The sequence below is a fragment of the Arthrobacter sp. FW305-BF8 genome (assembly GCF_021789315.1).
In the GTDB taxonomy this organism is placed as follows: Bacteria; Actinomycetota; Actinomycetes; order Actinomycetales; family Micrococcaceae; genus Arthrobacter.
On record NZ_CP084561.1, the window covers coordinates 1,389,674 to 1,405,852 of the forward strand.

At 66.1% G+C, this 16,179-nt stretch carries 15 protein-coding genes; 5 read left to right on the forward strand and 10 right to left on the reverse strand.

Annotation, left to right across the window (positions count from 1 at the left end):
- Nucleotides 1–79 precede the first annotated feature (79 nt).
- Entirely contained in the window at nucleotides 80–1,327 is a 1,248-nt protein-coding gene (locus tag LFT45_RS06205) for an IS256 family transposase (RefSeq protein ID WP_236809048.1), read from the forward strand.
- Here LFT45_RS06205 and LFT45_RS06210 read toward each other — a convergent pair.
- The 7 genes from LFT45_RS06210 to LFT45_RS06240 form a co-directional block, all read right to left on the reverse strand.
- Nucleotides 1,283–1,867 carry a DUF3322 domain-containing protein gene (locus LFT45_RS06210; protein ID WP_236807519.1) on the reverse strand — a complete coding sequence of 195 codons (585 nt, stop codon included), beginning with the start codon at nucleotides 1,865–1,867 and terminating at the stop codon, nucleotides 1,283–1,285. The two genes, LFT45_RS06205 and LFT45_RS06210, sit on opposite strands and share 45 nt — an antisense overlap.
- Entirely contained in the window at nucleotides 1,857–5,252 is a 3,396-nt protein-coding gene (locus LFT45_RS06215) for an ATP-binding protein (RefSeq protein ID WP_236807521.1), read from the reverse strand. Before LFT45_RS06215 ends, LFT45_RS06210 begins: the two co-directional genes overlap by 11 nt.
- Complete coding sequence (locus LFT45_RS06220) at nucleotides 5,249–5,902, reverse strand: DUF4194 domain-containing protein (RefSeq protein WP_236807523.1); 654 nt, start codon at nucleotides 5,900–5,902, stop codon at nucleotides 5,249–5,251. Before LFT45_RS06220 ends, LFT45_RS06215 begins: the two co-directional genes overlap by 4 nt.
- Nucleotides 5,899–7,344: a DUF3375 domain-containing protein gene (locus LFT45_RS06225; RefSeq protein ID WP_236807524.1), complete on the reverse strand. Its 1,446-nt coding sequence runs from the start codon at nucleotides 7,342–7,344 to the stop codon at nucleotides 5,899–5,901. The genes LFT45_RS06220 and LFT45_RS06225 overlap by 4 nt, the downstream gene beginning before the upstream one ends.
- Before the next feature lie 187 nt (nucleotides 7,345–7,531).
- Complete coding sequence (locus LFT45_RS06230; RefSeq protein WP_236807525.1) at nucleotides 7,532–7,813, reverse strand: winged helix-turn-helix transcriptional regulator; 282 nt, start codon at nucleotides 7,811–7,813, stop codon at nucleotides 7,532–7,534.
- Entirely contained in the window at nucleotides 7,810–8,214 is a 405-nt protein-coding gene (locus LFT45_RS06235) for a VOC family protein (protein ID WP_236807526.1), read from the reverse strand. The genes LFT45_RS06230 and LFT45_RS06235 overlap by 4 nt, the downstream gene beginning before the upstream one ends.
- A 739-nt stretch (nucleotides 8,215–8,953) precedes the next feature.
- Nucleotides 8,954–9,820, reverse strand: a complete 867-nt coding sequence (locus tag LFT45_RS06240; RefSeq protein WP_236807527.1) for an AraC family transcriptional regulator — start codon at nucleotides 9,818–9,820, stop codon at nucleotides 8,954–8,956.
- Nucleotides 9,821–9,959: 139 nt separating this feature from the next.
- Here LFT45_RS06240 and LFT45_RS06245 point away from each other — a divergent pair, with 139 nt between their 5' ends.
- A complete protein-coding gene (locus LFT45_RS06245) occupies nucleotides 9,960–10,469 on the forward strand; it encodes a hypothetical protein (protein ID WP_236807528.1) in 510 nt (169 codons plus the stop codon).
- On the opposite strand, the gene LFT45_RS06250 is transcribed toward LFT45_RS06245, so the two are convergent.
- The gene (locus LFT45_RS06250) at nucleotides 10,466–10,753 is read right to left on the reverse strand and encodes a hypothetical protein (protein WP_236809494.1); all 288 of its coding nucleotides are present in this window, start codon (nucleotides 10,751–10,753) and stop codon (nucleotides 10,466–10,468) included. The two genes, LFT45_RS06245 and LFT45_RS06250, sit on opposite strands and share 4 nt — an antisense overlap.
- Here LFT45_RS06250 and LFT45_RS06255 point away from each other — a divergent pair.
- Complete coding sequence (locus LFT45_RS06255; RefSeq protein WP_236809051.1) at nucleotides 10,646–11,044, forward strand: VOC family protein; 399 nt, start codon at nucleotides 10,646–10,648, stop codon at nucleotides 11,042–11,044. The genes LFT45_RS06250 and LFT45_RS06255 overlap by 108 nt on opposite strands.
- A 23-nt stretch (nucleotides 11,045–11,067) precedes the next feature.
- On the opposite strand, the gene LFT45_RS06260 is transcribed toward LFT45_RS06255, so the two are convergent.
- Both LFT45_RS06260 and LFT45_RS06265 read right to left on the reverse strand, forming a co-directional pair.
- The gene (locus tag LFT45_RS06260) at nucleotides 11,068–12,747 is read right to left on the reverse strand and encodes a thiamine pyrophosphate-binding protein (RefSeq protein WP_236807529.1); all 1,680 of its coding nucleotides are present in this window, start codon (nucleotides 12,745–12,747) and stop codon (nucleotides 11,068–11,070) included.
- Nucleotides 12,748–12,867: 120 nt separating this feature from the next.
- Nucleotides 12,868–13,371, reverse strand: coding sequence for an Lrp/AsnC family transcriptional regulator (locus LFT45_RS06265; RefSeq protein ID WP_236807531.1), 504 nt, complete (start codon nucleotides 13,369–13,371; stop codon nucleotides 12,868–12,870).
- 93 nt (nucleotides 13,372–13,464) lie between these two features.
- On the opposite strand from LFT45_RS06265, the gene hisC reads away from it, so the two are divergent.
- Both hisC and LFT45_RS06275 read left to right on the forward strand, forming a co-directional pair.
- Nucleotides 13,465–14,574: a histidinol-phosphate transaminase gene (gene hisC, locus LFT45_RS06270; protein WP_236807537.1), complete on the forward strand. Its 1,110-nt coding sequence runs from the start codon at nucleotides 13,465–13,467 to the stop codon at nucleotides 14,572–14,574.
- 69 nt (nucleotides 14,575–14,643) lie between these two features.
- A complete protein-coding gene (locus LFT45_RS06275; RefSeq protein WP_236807538.1) occupies nucleotides 14,644–16,074 on the forward strand; it encodes an amino acid permease in 1,431 nt (476 codons plus the stop codon).
- Nucleotides 16,075–16,179 lie beyond the last annotated feature (105 nt).

A 16,179-nucleotide genomic window follows, 5' to 3' on the forward strand; every position in this document is an offset into this window, starting at 1 on the left:
TGTAAGGGTCCGGTCTCTAACTAGGGTGTGACCTGCGGTTTCACCCCTGAAAGGACGGGCCCTCTTGGCCGAAATCAGTATGACCACCAACCCCCTTGAAGGCGTTTTGAGCGCCGACCAGATTGACGCGCTCGTCACGGCCGCCGAGGACCTCGGAGAGGGCCGCAACGGCGTGGAGGAACTGCTCTCCCGGATGACCCGCGCGGTACTGGAACGGGCCTTGGAAACCGAGATGAGTGACCACCTTGGCTATGAGTCCGGGGACCCCGCCGGGCAGGGCACGGGCAACTCCCGCAATGGCAAGACCACCAAGAGTGTTCAGACTCTCCAAGGCCCGGTGCAGGTCACCGTGCCGCGGGACAGGAACAGTTCTTTCGAGCCCGTGATTGTGCCAAAGCGGGCCCGCCGGCTGGGCAAGGTCGAAGACATGATCCTGTCCCTCTACGCCCGGGGAATGAGCACCAGGGACATCGGCTCCCACCTCGATGAGATCTACGGGACCAAGGTCTCCGCCGCGACGATTTCCAGGGTCACGGACGTGATCGCCGACGAGGTCGCCCAATGGCAAAACCGGCCCCTGGAGTCCGTGTATCCGATCGTCTACATTGACGCGATCTGGCTGAAAATCAGGGACGGTGGGGTCGTGGTGAACAAGGCCTGCCACGTGGCCGTCGGCGTGGACGTGGAGGGCCGCAAGCAGGTCCTGGGCCTGTGGCTGGGCACCTCGGAAGGGGCGAAGTTCTGGGCCAACGTCCTCACCGAGATTCGCAACCGCGGAGCCGCCGACATCCTCATCCTGTGCTGCGACGGGCTCACCGGGCTGCCGGCAGCGGTGAACAGCATCTACCCGCAGACCGTCGTGCAGACCTGCGTCGTGCACCTGCTGCGCTCGGCCATGAAATACGCCTCCTACGGAGCACGCAAAGCCATGGCCCGGGACATGCGCCCGATCTACACCGCACCGACCGTGCAGGCCGCCGAACTGGCCATGGAGGCATTCGCGCAGGCCTGGCAGAGCACGGCGCCCGGGGCGGTGCTGGCGTGGCGGAACGCATGGGAGGACTTCACCCCGTTCCTGGCCTTCACCCCGGAAATTCGGAAGGTCATCTACACCACGAACCAGATCGAATCGATCAACTACCAGCTCCGGAAAATCACAAAGACCAGAGGCTCATTTCCCTCCGATGAGGCCGCGATCAAGCTGGTCTACCTCGGGATCCGGAACATCGAAACCACCCGCGGCGGCGAGCTCGGAACCGGCACCCAAGGATGGCACCAGGCACTAAACGCTTTCGCCGTCCAGTTCCCCAACCGACTTCCGATCTGACCAACCGGCAGAACGGATAACCGACCGGTCCCTTACACAGAAAACTTGACACCCCCCGGGCATCGGGTTGTCCCGAAGCCACAGCGCCACCCGCGCGGCGGAAAGCACATCGTTGCCCAGCTCCAGCAGCTTCAGCGGCCGACGCGCGGCCCAGCCGCACAGCAGCGGATCCAGCGCACCGAGTCCCGCAACCAGTTCCCGGAACCGCGCCGCCTCCCGGGACTTCCCGACAAACCCGATCTCGTCGTCCACCGTCGCGAACACTGCCGCCGCGGGGATCCGGTTGGAGCCCACGGTGCGGCGCCCCACCTCCACTGTTTCCAGCTCGTACGGACCAACCCCGGCGAACAGCTCAGCCGCCCACCGCTGGGCCGCAGCGTATTCACTCAACAGTGTTGCCGCCGTCGGACGCTTCAGTGAACGGCGTCGCGGATACGCGCCCGACGGTTCAAGCAGCTCCCGTAGCAGCGCCCCACTGTTCCACGCCTTCAGCGACTGCGCCCGCAGCCCCGCCGCCGTCGTCCAGGAGTCACCCGCCACGCCGGTCCCGTTCGTCGCGGTATTCCTGGATGGTCATGTTGCGCAGCTGCGAGTCGTCGCCGTTGGTGTTCGCCACGAACCCCACGTGCGAGACGAACGGCTCGATCACATGGATCTTCTGCAGTGGCGTGACGATCAGCAGCTGCAGCTTCATCCGCTGGAACAGCTGGAGCCCGTACCGCGCAGACTCGTCCGACCCGCGGCCGAACGCCTCGTCGATCACCACGAACCGGAAACTCCGGCCGCTGTTCTTGGTTTTGGATGCGCCTGCACCGGACCCCAGCCCGAACTGGAACGCCAGTGCCGCCGCGAGGATGGTGTACGCCAGCTTCTCCTTCTGGCCGCCCGACTTGCCGCCGGAGTCCGTGAAGTGCTCGAACTCCTCGCCGGTCTCGGTCCACTTCTCCGACGCCGAGAACGTGAACCAGTTCCGCACATCCGTCACCTTGGCCGTCCACCGCTCATCCAGCGTGCTCAGGCCCTCGCGGCCGCGGAAGCGCTCGATCAGCCGCTCCACCTGCAGGTACTTCTGCTCCGAGTACTGGTCCTCGTCGCCGATGGTTCCCTCCGAGCAGGCCCGCAGGTCGACGCCGAACTCCCGCACGTCCTGGTCCGACGTGTTCTGGTGCTCCAGCTGGATGTGCCGGCCCGGGTTGTATTCGATCCCGGCCAGCGACTGGTTGATCTCGCCGATCCGGTTCACGATGTCCTGCCGCCGGCTGTCCAGGAACGCGTTGAACGCCACCACCTCGTGGATGGTGTTCTGGTTCAGCGACTCCTTGAAGTGCGCCTCGAACCGCGGCAGATCGTTGCTGACCAGCTGCTCCAGCAGCCGGTTGTAGTCCGCCGCGGCCTCGAGCGCGGCGTCGATGTCCGTGGTCTCGTTCGGGTACTTGTTGCGGAAGTCCGCCATCAGCCGGACGGTGCTCTCCGCCGCCCGGGCGATGCGCTTGGACAGCGCATCAATCATGTCCGTCAGCCCCGCGCGGACGGTGCTTTCCGCCGCGCCGGTGTTCTTGTACGTCAGCGTTTTGTCCCCGAGCGCCGCTTGGGTGAGATGTTCGACGGCGGCCAGCACGCCGCCGTCGTCCGTCAAGGGTGTCTCGGCGAGAATGCCGCGGCATTCCTCAATCGCCTCCGCGATGTCCCTCGCGTCCTTCTCGTTGGCGCCCAGCCGCTCACGCAGCTTGCCGGCCCGTTCCTCCAGCCGCTCCAGCTCGTTCGTGACGGCGGATTCCTTGACCGTCAGCTGCTTCAGCACATCACTGGCCGTCTCAAGCTCGAGCTTCTCCGCCTTGAGCTCCTCGATCCGCCGGGCCGTGAACTGCCAGCTGATCTCGCCGAAGTCGGCCACCGAGCGGACGGTGCCGAGTTGCTGGTTCTGCCGGCGCAGCGCGCCGAGGCTCTCGTTCACCTTGGCCAGTTGGGCCTCCGTGACCGTCAGCTGGCCCCTGACCTCGTCCTGCTCGGCGAGGAAACGGCTGATCTTGTCGTGGTTGTCCCAGCCGAGCACATAGTTGCGCCGGTCCGTGAGCTCCCGCCGGTCGTCCTTTTCGTGCCGGCCGCGGCCGCCCTTGAGCTGCCCGTTGACGGTCAGCGCCTTGGGGTAGCGGCGGAAGTCCTCGAGGGTGTCGCAGCAGACATGGTCGAACCGGGTGGTGAGCTCGTCCAGCAGGAAGTTGCGGAAGGGCGTGTTCGGCTTGATGGCGATCTTCGCGGCCAGCGTGCCCGGCTCGGCCGTCCTGGCCGCCGGCGATTCGCCGATCCGCAGGTAGACCAGCCGGCCGCGCAGGTTGTTGGCATCCACCCAGCTGCTCACCGCGGGGTAGTGCTCGGCCGGTACCAGCAGGGACAGCGCGAAGCCGTGCAGCGTGCGCTCGGCCGCGCCCTCCCAGGCGCCCTCGCCGTCGCGGACCCGCAGCAGCTCGCCGGCATACGGCAGCGCCGTTTCCGCGATGCCCGTTCCGTCGCACAGCCGACGGCGGAGCTCCAGTTGGGGGAGCGGCAGCAGGTTGGGGCGGGACTGCAGGCTGCGCAGTTCGGCGCCGATGTCCGACGCCCGGCCGGTCAGGACGGTATGCGTCATGGTTAGCTCGGTGCGTCGGTCCTGCAGCTCATCGGAGCTCTTGCCGAGTGCTGCCTCCACCTCGGCCAGCCGGGCGCGGTTGCCGTCAAAGAGCACTTTGTCCTCGGGCGGCCGGAGCCCCAGGTCCTTCGCTGCCGCGGCGTACGTGTCGAAGCGTTGCCGCTGGGTCCGTGATTCGACGGCGAGCCGGGCCATGTCGGCGTCGATGGCGGCGAGCCGGCCGCCGCCGTTGGTGCGTATGTCCTCCTGCACGGCGGACAGCTCGTGCCGCTTCTCCGTAATGTCGGTGCGGAGCTTGGTGCTGTCCTCCTGCAGCCGTTCGCCGGTGCGTTCCAGCTCCGCCTGGTGCTCGAGGCTCAGCTGCAGCTTCCGGTCCGTGAACCAGGGGTGCAGCTGGTCGCGCTGCCGGCGGGCCAGTTCGTCGTCGTGGCTCAGCTTCGCGTGCTGGGCGGCGCCGTCCGTGATCGGCGTGAGCAGGGCGATCTGGTCCTTGGCCCGGAGCACCGCGTCGTGCGCCTTCTTCAGGTCGTCGAAGTGGTGGATGAGGTTGCCGATGCGCTCTCCGACGTTGTCCTCCTCCAGCATGTTGGTGCGCACGAAAGAGGTGATGTTCTCCACCTGCTTCATGGACACCGTGCGGTGGAACAGCTCCATGGCCTGGTTGCCGCTGATGCCGAACTGCCGCTTGAAGGCCGCGGCGTAGGGCTCGAAGGTGTCGTGGACGGCAGCGCCAGCCGCGCGGAGTTTCTTCTTCAGCTTGGCAGGATCCTGGCCGAAGTTCGAGAAGTCCGCCGCGATGGACTGGTCAACCTCGGCGAGCGAGTAAAACCGGCTCGGCTGCCCCGCCTCCTGGGTAGCCCAGAGCGTGATGGCCAGCGTGACCGACTTGCCCAGCACGGCGTTGTGGAAGACGGCGAGCACCACGGTCAGGGCCCCGGTGCTTCGCAGCGCCACGGGCTTGGAGTACTCGCCGCCGGTGCTGCGCGTGCTCTTGTGGAACCCGCGCACGTACGACATCAGCGAGCGTTCCTTCTTCTGCGCGCCGGCCGCCTTGTTGTACTCAATCTTGTTGGCCGGCAGCAGCAGCGTGGTTATCGCGTCCACCACCGTCGACTTGCCCGAGCCGATGTCGCCGGTGAGCAGGCTGTTGGCGCCGTCCAGCCGGAACGTCCGCACGCCCTGGTGGAACGTGCCCCAGTTGAGCAGCTCCAGACGGTGCAGCCGGAAGCCCGGGGGAGTCCCGCCGTCGTCCGTCTTTTCCTCCAGGCTGAAAAGCGTGTCCTGAACGTCCGTGGTCACTTGCCGTCCTCCTCTTTGGTGACCGGCGCTCCGGTGGGTCCAGCTCCGGTGAGGGTGGCGCGGTAGTCCGCCAGCCGCGCGTCGAACTCCTCCAGCCACTGGGCGTCCACGAACGCTTTCAGGATGCGCGCCACCTCGTACGTGCCGGGCTGGCCGCGGAGTTTGCGCAGGAAGCCGAGGTCCACCACCTTCCTGATGTCGGTGGCGAGCCGGTCCATGATCCGGGCCTCGTTGCTGGATTCGGGCAGGAAGACGGCCACCATGTCCGCGATGTCCTGCTCGGTCATGATGAGCCGGAGCTCGCTGCTGTTGGTGTCGAACTCCAGCATCCGGCCGCGCAGGAGGGCCAGCAGCAGGCTGACGTGGAAGGTCAGTTGCCGCCGCGGGATCAGCCGGGGGAGCGTGCCGTCCGCGTCCTCGCGCGACTTCAGGAACGCGTAGCCCTCCGACTCGTCCAGGATCAGGTCCAGCCCCAGCACGGACACGTAGTCGCGGACCTGGGAGGTCAGGCCCAGCAGCGACTGCCAGAGCTTCTCGTCCCCTTCGGCGTACAGCACGCCTTTGAAGAGCCGGGTGACGACGCCGGGAAGTTCCTCGGGTGTCCGGGTTTCCGTTTCCGCTGTGCTTGAGGAATTGGCTGCCGGGTTCATGCGGGCCTTCCGAAGATGATCTGTTCGAGGGTGGCTTCGCGGATGCTGCCGTCTTCCAGCTGCCAGGCTATGTGCTGCTCGGCGTCGGGGTTGATGGTGGCCCAGTCGGACTCCGTGGCCAGCTGGTAGTAGGCCACGATCTCCGCGAGGCCCTGTTCGACGGGGTGTTTCTTGGTGACGTCCGCGAGGGTGGCCTGCTCCGCCCCTTCTGCCAGCACGGCGTCGATGTTGGCCTTGAGACGTTCCTTGTCCACATGGAACTGGCTGAACAGGGCGCCGGCGTCCACGTCGGCGTCGTCGGCGGTTTCGACGGCATCGTCCACCATCACCCGCCGGCTCGGCTCGTACAGCGGGCGTTCGAAGGGGAGGGTGATGTCCACGTGTGGGGCGCTTATTTCTGTGAACTCCCCTGGCGGGGGCTGCTCCCTGGTGGCGAGGGCGCCGGATTCGACGCTGCGGATGAGCTGCATGATGCGCTTGTTCTCCAGGAACACCTTGTCATCAAGCAGCCGGCGCATCTGCTGGGACAGCTGTCGGACGGTGCCCTGGGTCTGCTCGACGGCGGGCAGCCAGTCCTGGTGGAGATTGGTGACGGTATGCAGGCTGTCTGACTGTGCGAGTGCCTCGATTTGGGTGGCGCGCTGGAGGAGCTCCTGCAGTTTCCGCCGCGACTCCGGCGACATGAGGTAGTCCCAGAAGCCCTGGAACGTCCGGCCTTGGAGGGAGCTGCTGATGTCCTGCTGGTTGGCGAAGATCGATTCCAGGAGCTCGCCCTGGGTGCCGTCCCAGGTGGCGATCTGCTCGCGGACCTGGCGGTCCAGCTTGCGGAAGTTCTGCTCGACCTCGCGGAAATCCGAGAGGAGGTCCTTGGCAAGTGCGGTCAGCTGCTGGAAGTGGTCCAGCGCCTCCGGGGCGGTCATGACGCGGATGTTGCCGTCGCGGATGCGCTGCATCTCGGCGTCGATGTTGTCTCTTTGTTTTTGGAGTTCTTCGAGCCGTTTTTCGGGGTCTGTTTCGGACTGCTGGACCAGCCGCTCAAGAACCGCGAAGATGCTGGTGAGCCGGGACTGGGTGGCGACGAAGTCCCGTCCGCGCAGGCTTTCGACCCAGCGGACCACGTCCTCCGCCGCGGCGGTGAGGTCGTAGCGGGGCTCGTCCTGGCCCTGGATGTAGTACTTCCGCAGCCAAGCCCTTTCGGGGGCGGCCCAGTCGTCCAGGTACTCGGCAGCCTGGCGGGGGAACTTATCCTCACCGTAGGCATCGCGCAGGCCGAAGAGCACGTCGTCGAGGCTGTCGATGAGCTGCTGGCGGCCGAGGTTTCGCTGGTTGGGGCTGGTGAACGCGGCCATGAAGAACGAGACCGCGAGCGGGGCGTTCTGGGCGCGCAAAAGCGACCAGCCTGCATGGTTCTCACGCAGCGCGTTGATTGCGTAGTAGTCCATCGTGTCCTCGGTGTTCTGCGGCCCACTTGCCGTCAGTTCACTCTAAAGGGCACCGCGGACATTTCTTTCGAGTTTTTGGACAGATAATGGCCGTTCCGAGGCCTTCAGGACCCATTACCTGTACAAAAACTCTCCGCATTTTCCGGGCGGGCAGGTCTCCTGGCGTCAGCGCTATTCCGCGCCACGCCTAGGCCTCCTCGCTGCCCCAGCGTCCTAGCGCGATGATCGCCTCACGCAAGGCAAGCCCGCGATCGGTCAGAGCATAGGCCCGGGTGTTGTGGCGGAGGGGCAGACGGGACAGTACCCCGGCCGCTTCGAGCTCGCGCAGGCGGGCCGCGAGAATGTTCGTCGGCACTCCGAGGTCACGCTGCAGATCACCGTAGCGCTGCGGCCCGTCGAGCAGCCGCTCCACGATGAGCAAGGCCCACCGTGCTCCAACGATATCGAGGGCAGCGGCGAGGTCGCTCACTCGGTCGGATCGGCGTCCGGTTTCATCCAAAACGGCGAGTAGTGGTAGCCGTCGGGGTCGTCGAACTGGCGCTGGTACATGAAGGGGTAGTCGTCGATATCACCGATCCGCCCGCCGGCGGCACCGGCGCGCTCGACGAGCTCATCGACCGCCTGTCGGCTGCCGAGGTCGAACGAGACCGTGACCTTCGAGGGCGTATCTGGTCCGCCGACCAGCTCCTCGGCGCCGCCGACGCTCGCATACATCTCGCGGCTCCCGAGCATGACGTACTGCTCGGGCGCGATCGCGAAACATGACACGTTGTGATCGGACATTTCAGGGTTGAGGGTCCAGCCCAGGGCGGTATAGAAGGCGGTCGCGCGCTGGACGCTTTCGACCGGGCAGGTGATGAAAAGGCTCATGCGGCTCATACTTGCAAAATGCAAGTGTGACGTCAAGACCTCGGCCGCACGGTCCGCAACTTGCAGGCGTGTAGGAGCACCTTCAGAGGTAGGGGTGATAAATAGGGGCCAGACCCTGCGTGGACTTTCAACGGTAAATGGCGGCACTATTTGTCGCGCTCCCGTGGGCCAGCCAAAAATGTCTCCAACCCTAGTGATTTGAGGCATCTGGGTTATGAGACATGTCGCCTTGGTACGGCGATGGGTTCAGCTGCTCGTAGGGGAGCCTTGAAGGGGTGCTCGACACCCTCTGGCGGACCTTGACCGGCTGACAGATCGTCGGAAAGACAGTGCCGTTAGGCACGTCAGTTCTTGGCTGGGCCACGCCGACTCACGGACTTTTCCAGCTCCGCAAGCTTCGCCAGCAGCCAAAACAACGGGGGAGAGGGGACGCTGGCCGGTCACCTAAGCCGCCCCGCCCACCGGCAAACCATCTTGGTTCGCCGTGCCAGCACCCCCTTCCATCCGCTTGACAGACATAGAAGCGTCCACAGAACCCATACCGGCATCGGAGGCAAGACCCCCATCAGCCGCGTTCACAACCTCAGTGAGAATTACACCCAGTGCAGACGACTCTGCACATTCAGTGCAAGGAACTTCGAAGAAACCTGACAATGCCTCCACTAACGCAGGGTTGTCTCATAACTCCGTGCAGTCCGATTGCAAGCAGCAAGATGTCGCCGATCGGGCGGCTGCACGGCTAGGCGCGTTCTACGGGGAGCCACAATTCACAGCTGGCCGTGCTGAAGTCGGCGGCGCGGTCCAGGACTGCCACGATCGAGGGCCCGGGTCGGAGCCGCCACGGGCTTGACGGGAACCAGTCGGTGGCGGTGGCCGCCCACGTGGACTGCAGGACCGCCGGGTACTCGCCTTCGGCTTTGAACACCGCCCAGGTGCCGGCAGGAACTTCGATTGCGTCGAGCTCCTCGGGCACCGGCGTCTTTTCGGCGACGGCGACGCCGTGGAGGTAGGTCAGTTCGCTGCCCTCCGTGTAGTCCGGGTCGACATCCGCGCTCACCTGGAGCAGGCCCGCGGGCTCGGTGTTGCTCAACGCTTTGAGCCGAATGTGCTCGGCTGCCGGCAACGAGGCGATGTGCGCTTGGATGTGCGGATTGGCGCCGTGGTGGATGAGCGGCACCCGGGCCGAATGGCCGATGCGCCCGAATGCCGGTCGGTCTGCGATGCGAGCGTCCATGGTGGTGTTCCCTTCTACGGTCAGGCGGAACCTGAGCTGCGGTTGCGTACGAAGGGGGCCGCCGTCCCGGCGCACGTCACCGGGGCCGACGCCATGCACCGACCGGAACGCCCGGCCGAACGCCTCGGTGGAACCATAGCCGTACTTCACTGCGATGCCCAACAGCTCGCCCTCGTCGAGAATGTCTGCTGCGGCGACCGCCATGCGGCGCCTCCGGACATACTCGGACAGCGGCATACCGGCCAGCGATGAGAACATCCGGCGGAGGTGGTACTCCGTCGTGCCGAAACTCATCGCCAAGCCGGCGACGTCGATCTCGTCCGTTAGGTGGCCCTCGACGAATTCGACGAGCCGGTTGAGCACTGCAATCACGGTGCCCCCTTTCGACTCCAAGCCTGCCCGTCTGCTTCGCCCCGCACCCTACTATCGCGGCCGGATCCGATCATTATCCATCTCGCAGGCCTGCCCGTAAGCTGGTCCGTCTAGCCCGGAGAAACTTAAGGAACACTCATTGCCGATCAATAAACAGACGCTGAAAGACGACGGGTTCGCCGGATTCAGATCGTTTGATCAGCTGGATATCAACCGGGTTCCACGGGCCCCCGGAATCTATGTAGTGCTCAAACCCGAGGGCTTCGAGCGGGTGTTCCTTGCGAGGAGCTTGGGAGCCCGCTTCAAGAAGCGGGATCCATCCCTGCCCAAACCTGCCTTGGAGGCGGAATGGATCGACAACGCGGATGTCCTCTACATCGGAAAAGCCGGCCCGGGAAGCACTGGCAACCGCGGACTGCGAAAGCATGTTCAAGAGTTCACTGACTTCGGCCGCGGGAAGCCTGTCGGCCATTGGGACGGGCGGCTCATTTGGCAACTCGCCGGCTCCCAATCGCTGGTCCTCGCGTGGAAGGAACTGGCAGCGGAGGAGCTGAACCATGCCGAAGCCGCGTACCACGCGGAGTTCGTCAGGACTTACGGCAAGCTGCCCTTCGCCAACTTGGTCCAGGCCAGGACGAAGGGAGCCTAAGCCTTGAAGGCGATCGGCTCGAAGGCGATCACCGGCGCAATTTGCGGATGGTCGCCCTCCAGCACGCGCGTGGGCACGACTGCCATCGCCCCGACCACTGGAGCTAATCCCTCCGCCTTGGTAGCTTTCAACGCATGGCCATCAAACTTGAGAATGTTGGTATCGCTGTTCGCGACATGGAAGCAGCAATCGCCTTTTTCACCGATCTCGGTCTTACCGTCGTCGGCCGGGACACGGTCAGCGGCGAGTGGACCGATACTGCCGTTGGACTTGATGGAAACCACGCCAAAATCGCGATGCTCCAGACCCCGGACGGTCACGGCCAACTTGAGCTCTTCGAATACATCCATCCCGAGGCGATCGAGTCGGAGCCGACGCGTCCCAACGACATCGGCATGCACCGCGTGGCCTTCTCGGTGGACGACATCGACAAGGCCCTTGAGATCGCTGCCAAGCACGGATGCTATCCGCTGCGCGGCGTGGGGACCTACGAAGACCTCTACAAGCTCACGTACCTCCGCGGTCCCAGCGGGATCATCGTGATGCTCGCCGAGGAACTGAAGAAATGCAGCTGACGCCCGAATCGACCCGATAGCACCTAGCTGGCGACCGTCTCCTTTGCAGCGGTCTCCTTCGCCTGCATCCATTCGCTCAGCCACGGGGCCCGGACGTTCGTGGTGATGCGGCAGTCGGCCACGAAGGTGCCCTTGGCGCCGGCGTCGATCCAGTCCTGGAGTGCGGAGAGGTCCGCCAGGGTGCGGATGATCGCCGATTCCGCCCCGATCGCGCGGGCGATGCCGCTGAAGTCCACCTCGGGGATCAGCATGGGCTTTTCGGTCAGGCCCTGCGAGCCGTACTGATGGATCTCGGCCCCGTAGGCGGCGTCGTTATAAATCACGACGACGGCGCTGCTCGCCGCGCCCACGAGCGACTCCAGGTCGGACAGGCCCATCAGGAATCCGCCGTCGCCCGCGGCCAGCACCAGGGTGCTGCCGTCGTCCACGGCCCGGGCGGCCCCGACGGCGCTGGCAAGGCCGAGCCCGATCGACTGGAAGGCGGTTCCCACCATGACCAGGTCCTGGGGACGCGGGATGTGCCAGTACATGGGTGCCCAGCCGAGAAAGTGCCCGCCGTCCTGGACCACGGTGCGGCGTTCCGGCAGGACCGCATCCAGTGCCGTGGCCAGCGCCCGGGGATCAAGGCGGCCGTCCGAGGTCTCCGCGGTGCCGGGGTGGTGGCAGGGTCCTTCGGCCAGCCGCTTGAGTGCCTCCGCGCGCCAGACCTTGGAGGCCTCGGCCCCCGAAAGGGCGGCGTCATCCAGCAGCCGGAGGAGCCCGGCGGCGGCGGCCTTCGCATCCCCGGTGACGAACAGGTCCACCCGCGGGTTCGTCGGCTCCATGCCTGCGTCAATCTGGATCACGGTGGCGTCCGGGCCGATCAGGTGCCCGAAGCGCATGGTGAACGGGCTCAGGCTTGCTCCCGCCACGAGCACCACGTCCGCCTCGCCCATCAGCCCGGCGGCGGTATCCGTGCCGAAGCCGCCCGCAACGCCGAGGTAACCCTCGCCCTGCAGCAGGTTCAGCGCCAGTGCTGTCCCGGCGGTGAGCGCGCCGAGGCGGTCGGCGAGTTCCCGGAGTTCGGGGCCGGCTAAGGCGAGGTGCGCACCGCGGCCGGCAAGGATGAGCGGCCGCTTGGCGCCGGCCAGAAGTTCGGCCGCCCGGCCAAGTCCGCCGTCGGCGTCGTCCCTCACGGCAGCCGCCACCGGCGGCGCGGGAAGCTCTTCGTCCGCCGCCTCAACGGCCGCCAGATCGTACGGAATGGCGATGACGACGGCGGTCCGCCGGGCAAGTGCGTACTCCACCGCTTCCTGGGTGATGGAGCCCGCGCTTTCACGGGTGACCGTGAAGGTGACCGCACCCAGCCCGGCGGCGATGGCCGCCTGGTCCACGTCCCAGGGACGGGTGCCACTGCTCGGGGCGTCCCCGGTGACGAGCACGGTGGGGATCTGCGCCTTGACCGCTTCCGCGAGGGCCGTCAGGGCGTTGGTGTAGCCGGGGCCGTACGTGGTGGTCCCGGCCGCGAGGCGTCCCGATGCCCGGTAGTAGGCGTCCGCCGCCGCGATGGCGGCGCCTTCATGGCGCACGGCGGTGAAGCGGAGGCCCTCCTTCTCGGCGGCGTCCAGGAAGTAGACGTTTCCGTTGCCCATCACGCCGAACACATCGCTGAGGTAGCTGCTGAGAACCTGCGCCACCCGGCCGGACACTGTAAGTGAAGTCATGCAGGAATCTTCAGATCCAGACTCCAGATAAGCAAGAGAGTTGATATCGGTTGGGATATTTGTCAGTGGATATCGCTGTATAGTGAAAATATGCACACTGTGGCGCCGGTCACGGCCTCCTTAGCCCGGCGGGCGGCTCTCTTGCTGAGACAGCCGGTTCAGCAGGCCGTCGAAGCGCGGTGGCATGAGTTCCAGGACCGAAATGGCGGTACTGGTCCGCTGGATTCCCTCGATTTCCAGGATCTGGTTGGTGATGCGGTAAAGATCGGCCGTGTCCCGGGCCACCACCTTGGCCATGAGATCCGCGTCCCCTGTGGTGGCATGGACCTCGATGACCTCCGGAATGGCTTCGAGTCCGTTTTCCACCGACCCGGCGCGGGTCTGGCTGATGGCCAGGGAAAGGAAGGCCAGCAGGCCGTAGCCGAAGGCCGCCGGGTCCAGCCTCCGGCTGAAGGACCGGAGGGCGCCGCCGCGCTCCAGCTTGGCGAGGCGCGCGTGCACCGTGTTCCGTGCGACGCCGAGGGTCCGGGAAAGTGCGAGGGCGCTGGCCTCGGGGTCCTCATCGAGGGCGAGGATGATCCTGGCGTCCAGGGAATCGAAGGTGCGGGGATTGGGGATGGTCATATATTCATCGCAGACGTTAGAAGTTGAGCAGAAATCCCAAGGGACCAAGAGTATCTTGCAATGTGGCCGGGGTCACTTCCATGATCAAGCCTCATGACCACTGATCAGATCCTGGCGGCAACCGGCAGGTCGCACCCCATCCTGCGTGCGGCCGTGTCCGGACTCCCGTCCTACGTCCCGGGCCGGCGCAGCGCCGGCGCGGACATTGCGGCACTCGCCAGCAACGAAAGCCACTACGAACCCCTGCCCTCGGCCGCCGCTGCGGTGGCCGAAGCGGCCGGCAGGATGAACCGCTACCCGGACATGGCCGCCGTCGAACTCCGCGAACGGATCGCCGGGCACCTCGGCGTCAGCGCCAGGGAAATCGCGGTGGGACCCGGCAGCGTCGGCGTCCTCCAGCAGATCATCACCGGGATCTGCGACGCCGGTGATGAAGTGATCTTCGCGTGGCGGAGCTTCGAGGCCTACCCCATTCTGGTGGAGCTGGCAGGTGCCAGGCCCGTCCGCATACCGCTGGACGATGCCGAAGGCCACGACCTCGACGCCATGGCCGCCGCCGTCACCGAACGGACCAAGGTGGTCCTGCTCTGCACTCCCAACAACCCGACCGGCGTCCCGATCAGCCACGAACGCCTTGAGGCGTTCCTCCGCTCCGTCCGTTCCGACATCCTCGTGGTGATCGACGAGGCCTACGTGGAATACGCCGACGCCGGCAGCGGCCCCGACTCCCTGGCGCTCTACCGCGAGTACCCGAACGTCTGCATCCTGCGCACGTTCTCCAAGGCCTACGGACTCGCCGGCCTGCGTGTGGGGTACGCCGTGGCAGCGCCGGACATCGCGGAGGGACTGCGCCGGACCGCCATTCCGTTCTCCGTGACCGCCCTGGCCCAGAAGGCCGCCGTCGCTTCGCTGGACGCGGCCGGCGAGATGCAGGCGAGGGTCGCCGTCGTCAAGGAAGAGCGCTCGCGGCTGGCCGCACGGCTGGAAGCCCAGGGCTGGAAACTGCAGCCAAGCCAGGGCAACTTCCTGTGGATCCGGGCAGACGACGGCCTCACGGCCAGGCTCGTGGCCGCCTTCGACCAGGCGGACATCATGGTCCGCGCCTACCAGGGCGACGGCATCCGGATCACCGTTGCCGACCCTGCCTCCAACGACCGCGTGCTCCAGGTTCTGGAAGCCGTCTCGGCAGCCCACGCGGCCTGAAACCTCTACCTGTTCCACCTTTACCCGTTCGATCTTCACCTGTTCGACAGACAACCCAGAGGACTCCCCATGGAACAACAGACAATGACGTCTGCCCCGGCGCTTGGCGCCGCCCTGAAACCCCGCCAGCTCACAATGATGGGACTGGGAAGCGCCATTGGCGCCGGTCTCTTCATCGGTTCGGGCGCCGGCATCCAGGCCGCCGGCCCGGCGGTGCTGATCTCCTACCTGGTGGCCGGCACCCTGATCATCCTCGTGATGTGGGCGCTGGGTGAGCTGGCTGCCGCCACCCCGGACAGCGGCGCCTTCTCCGTCTACACCGCCCGGGCCTTCGGGCCGGTGGCCGGCGCCACCGTGGGCTGGCTCTGGTGGCTGCAGCTGGTGGTTGTCATCGCGGCTGAAGCGCTCGGCGCGGCAGGCCTGCTTTCCACGATCTTCCCCGCCCTGCCGGTATGGCTGATGGCCTTCGTGTTCATCGCGGTGCTGACCGCCGTGAACCTCACCCGGGTGAAGAACTTCGGCGAATTCGAGTTCTGGTTCGCGCTGCTCAAGGTGGCGGCCATCGTCGGGTTCCTCCTCATCAGCGTCGCCCTCCTGTTTGGCTGGCTGCCGGGCGTCCAGTCACCGGGCCTGGCCAACTTCGACTTCACCGGGGACGGTTTCGCCCCGCACGGTTTCGCAGGGATCGCCACGGCGCTCTTCGTGGTGGCTTTCGCCTTCGGCGGCACCGAGATTGTCTCCGTAGCCGCAGCCGAAACCCAGGATCCTGCCCGCAGCGTCGGACTGGCCGTCCGCACCGTCCTCTGGCGCATCCTCATCTTCTACATCGGCGCGATCTTCATCATCGCGGCCGTGGTTCCTGTGGGATCGGCCGGCCTGAAGAGCCCGTTCGCTGCCGTACTGGAGGCCGCAGGCATGCACGGCGCAGCCACCGCCATCACCTTCGTTGCCGTCGCGGCCCTGCTCTCCGCCCTCAACGCCAACCTCTACGGCGCCTCCCGGATGGCGTTCTCCCTCGCCGAGCGCGGTGAAGCGCCGCGCGTCCTCGCCTCGCTGTCCAGGTCCCGGGTCCCGGTGGTGGCAGTCTTGGCCAGCGTCTCCTTCGGCGTCGTGACGGCGGTGCTCGAGGTGGCCTTCCCGGAGAAGGTCCTTCCCCTCCTGCTGAACATCGTGGGCTCGACGTCCCTGCTGGTGTGGGCCTCCGCCCTGCTCGCCCAACTTGCCCTGCGTCTTCGCGCGGACCGTGAGGGTACTTTCCTTCCGTTGCGGATGGCGGGCTTCCCCTGGTTCACGGGCCTTGGCCTGGTTATTCTCGCCGCCATCTTCACGGTGGGCTTCATCGGCGAGGATTCCCGTCCCCAGCTCCTGAGCACGTTCGCCCTCGTGGCCGCCCTGGCGGCGGGGAACTGGCTGCACCACCGTTCCATGAAGCGTTCCGCCAGCGTCCCCGAGCGCGCAGAGTCCCGGGAGCGCGTCGAGCCTCCGGTACTCATCGACTAGCTTGGGGGTTCTGCGCAAATTGGAGGGCGCGTCCGGCATGGTCGGGCGCGCCCTTCTATTCCCCGTCATCCCCACCCCGAGTTTTTCTTCAGATAATCCACGTTT

Bases quoted from the DNA above. Each gene is read 5' to 3' on its own strand.
- LFT45_RS06205 (WP_236809048.1), top strand. From the start codon at position 80: ATGACCACCAACCCCCTTGAAGGCGTTTTGAGCGCCGACCAGATTGAC.
- LFT45_RS06220 (WP_236807523.1), bottom strand. From the start codon at position 5,902: ATGAACCCGGCAGCCAATTCCTCAAGCACAGCGGAAACGGAAACCCGG.
- LFT45_RS06225 (WP_236807524.1), bottom strand. From the start codon at position 7,344: ATGGACTACTACGCAATCAACGCGCTGCGTGAGAACCATGCAGGCTGG.
- LFT45_RS06235 (WP_236807526.1), bottom strand. From the start codon at position 8,214: ATGAGCCTTTTCATCACCTGCCCGGTCGAAAGCGTCCAGCGCGCGACC.
- LFT45_RS06255 (WP_236809051.1), top strand. From the start codon at position 10,646: ATGGAAGCAGCAATCGCCTTTTTCACCGATCTCGGTCTTACCGTCGTC.
- LFT45_RS06260 (WP_236807529.1), bottom strand. From the start codon at position 12,747: ATGACTTCACTTACAGTGTCCGGCCGGGTGGCGCAGGTTCTCAGCAGC.
- LFT45_RS06265 (WP_236807531.1), bottom strand. From the start codon at position 13,371: ATGACCATCCCCAATCCCCGCACCTTCGATTCCCTGGACGCCAGGATC.
- hisC (WP_236807537.1), top strand. From the start codon at position 13,465: ATGACCACTGATCAGATCCTGGCGGCAACCGGCAGGTCGCACCCCATC.
- LFT45_RS06275 (WP_236807538.1), top strand. From the start codon at position 14,644: ATGGAACAACAGACAATGACGTCTGCCCCGGCGCTTGGCGCCGCCCTG.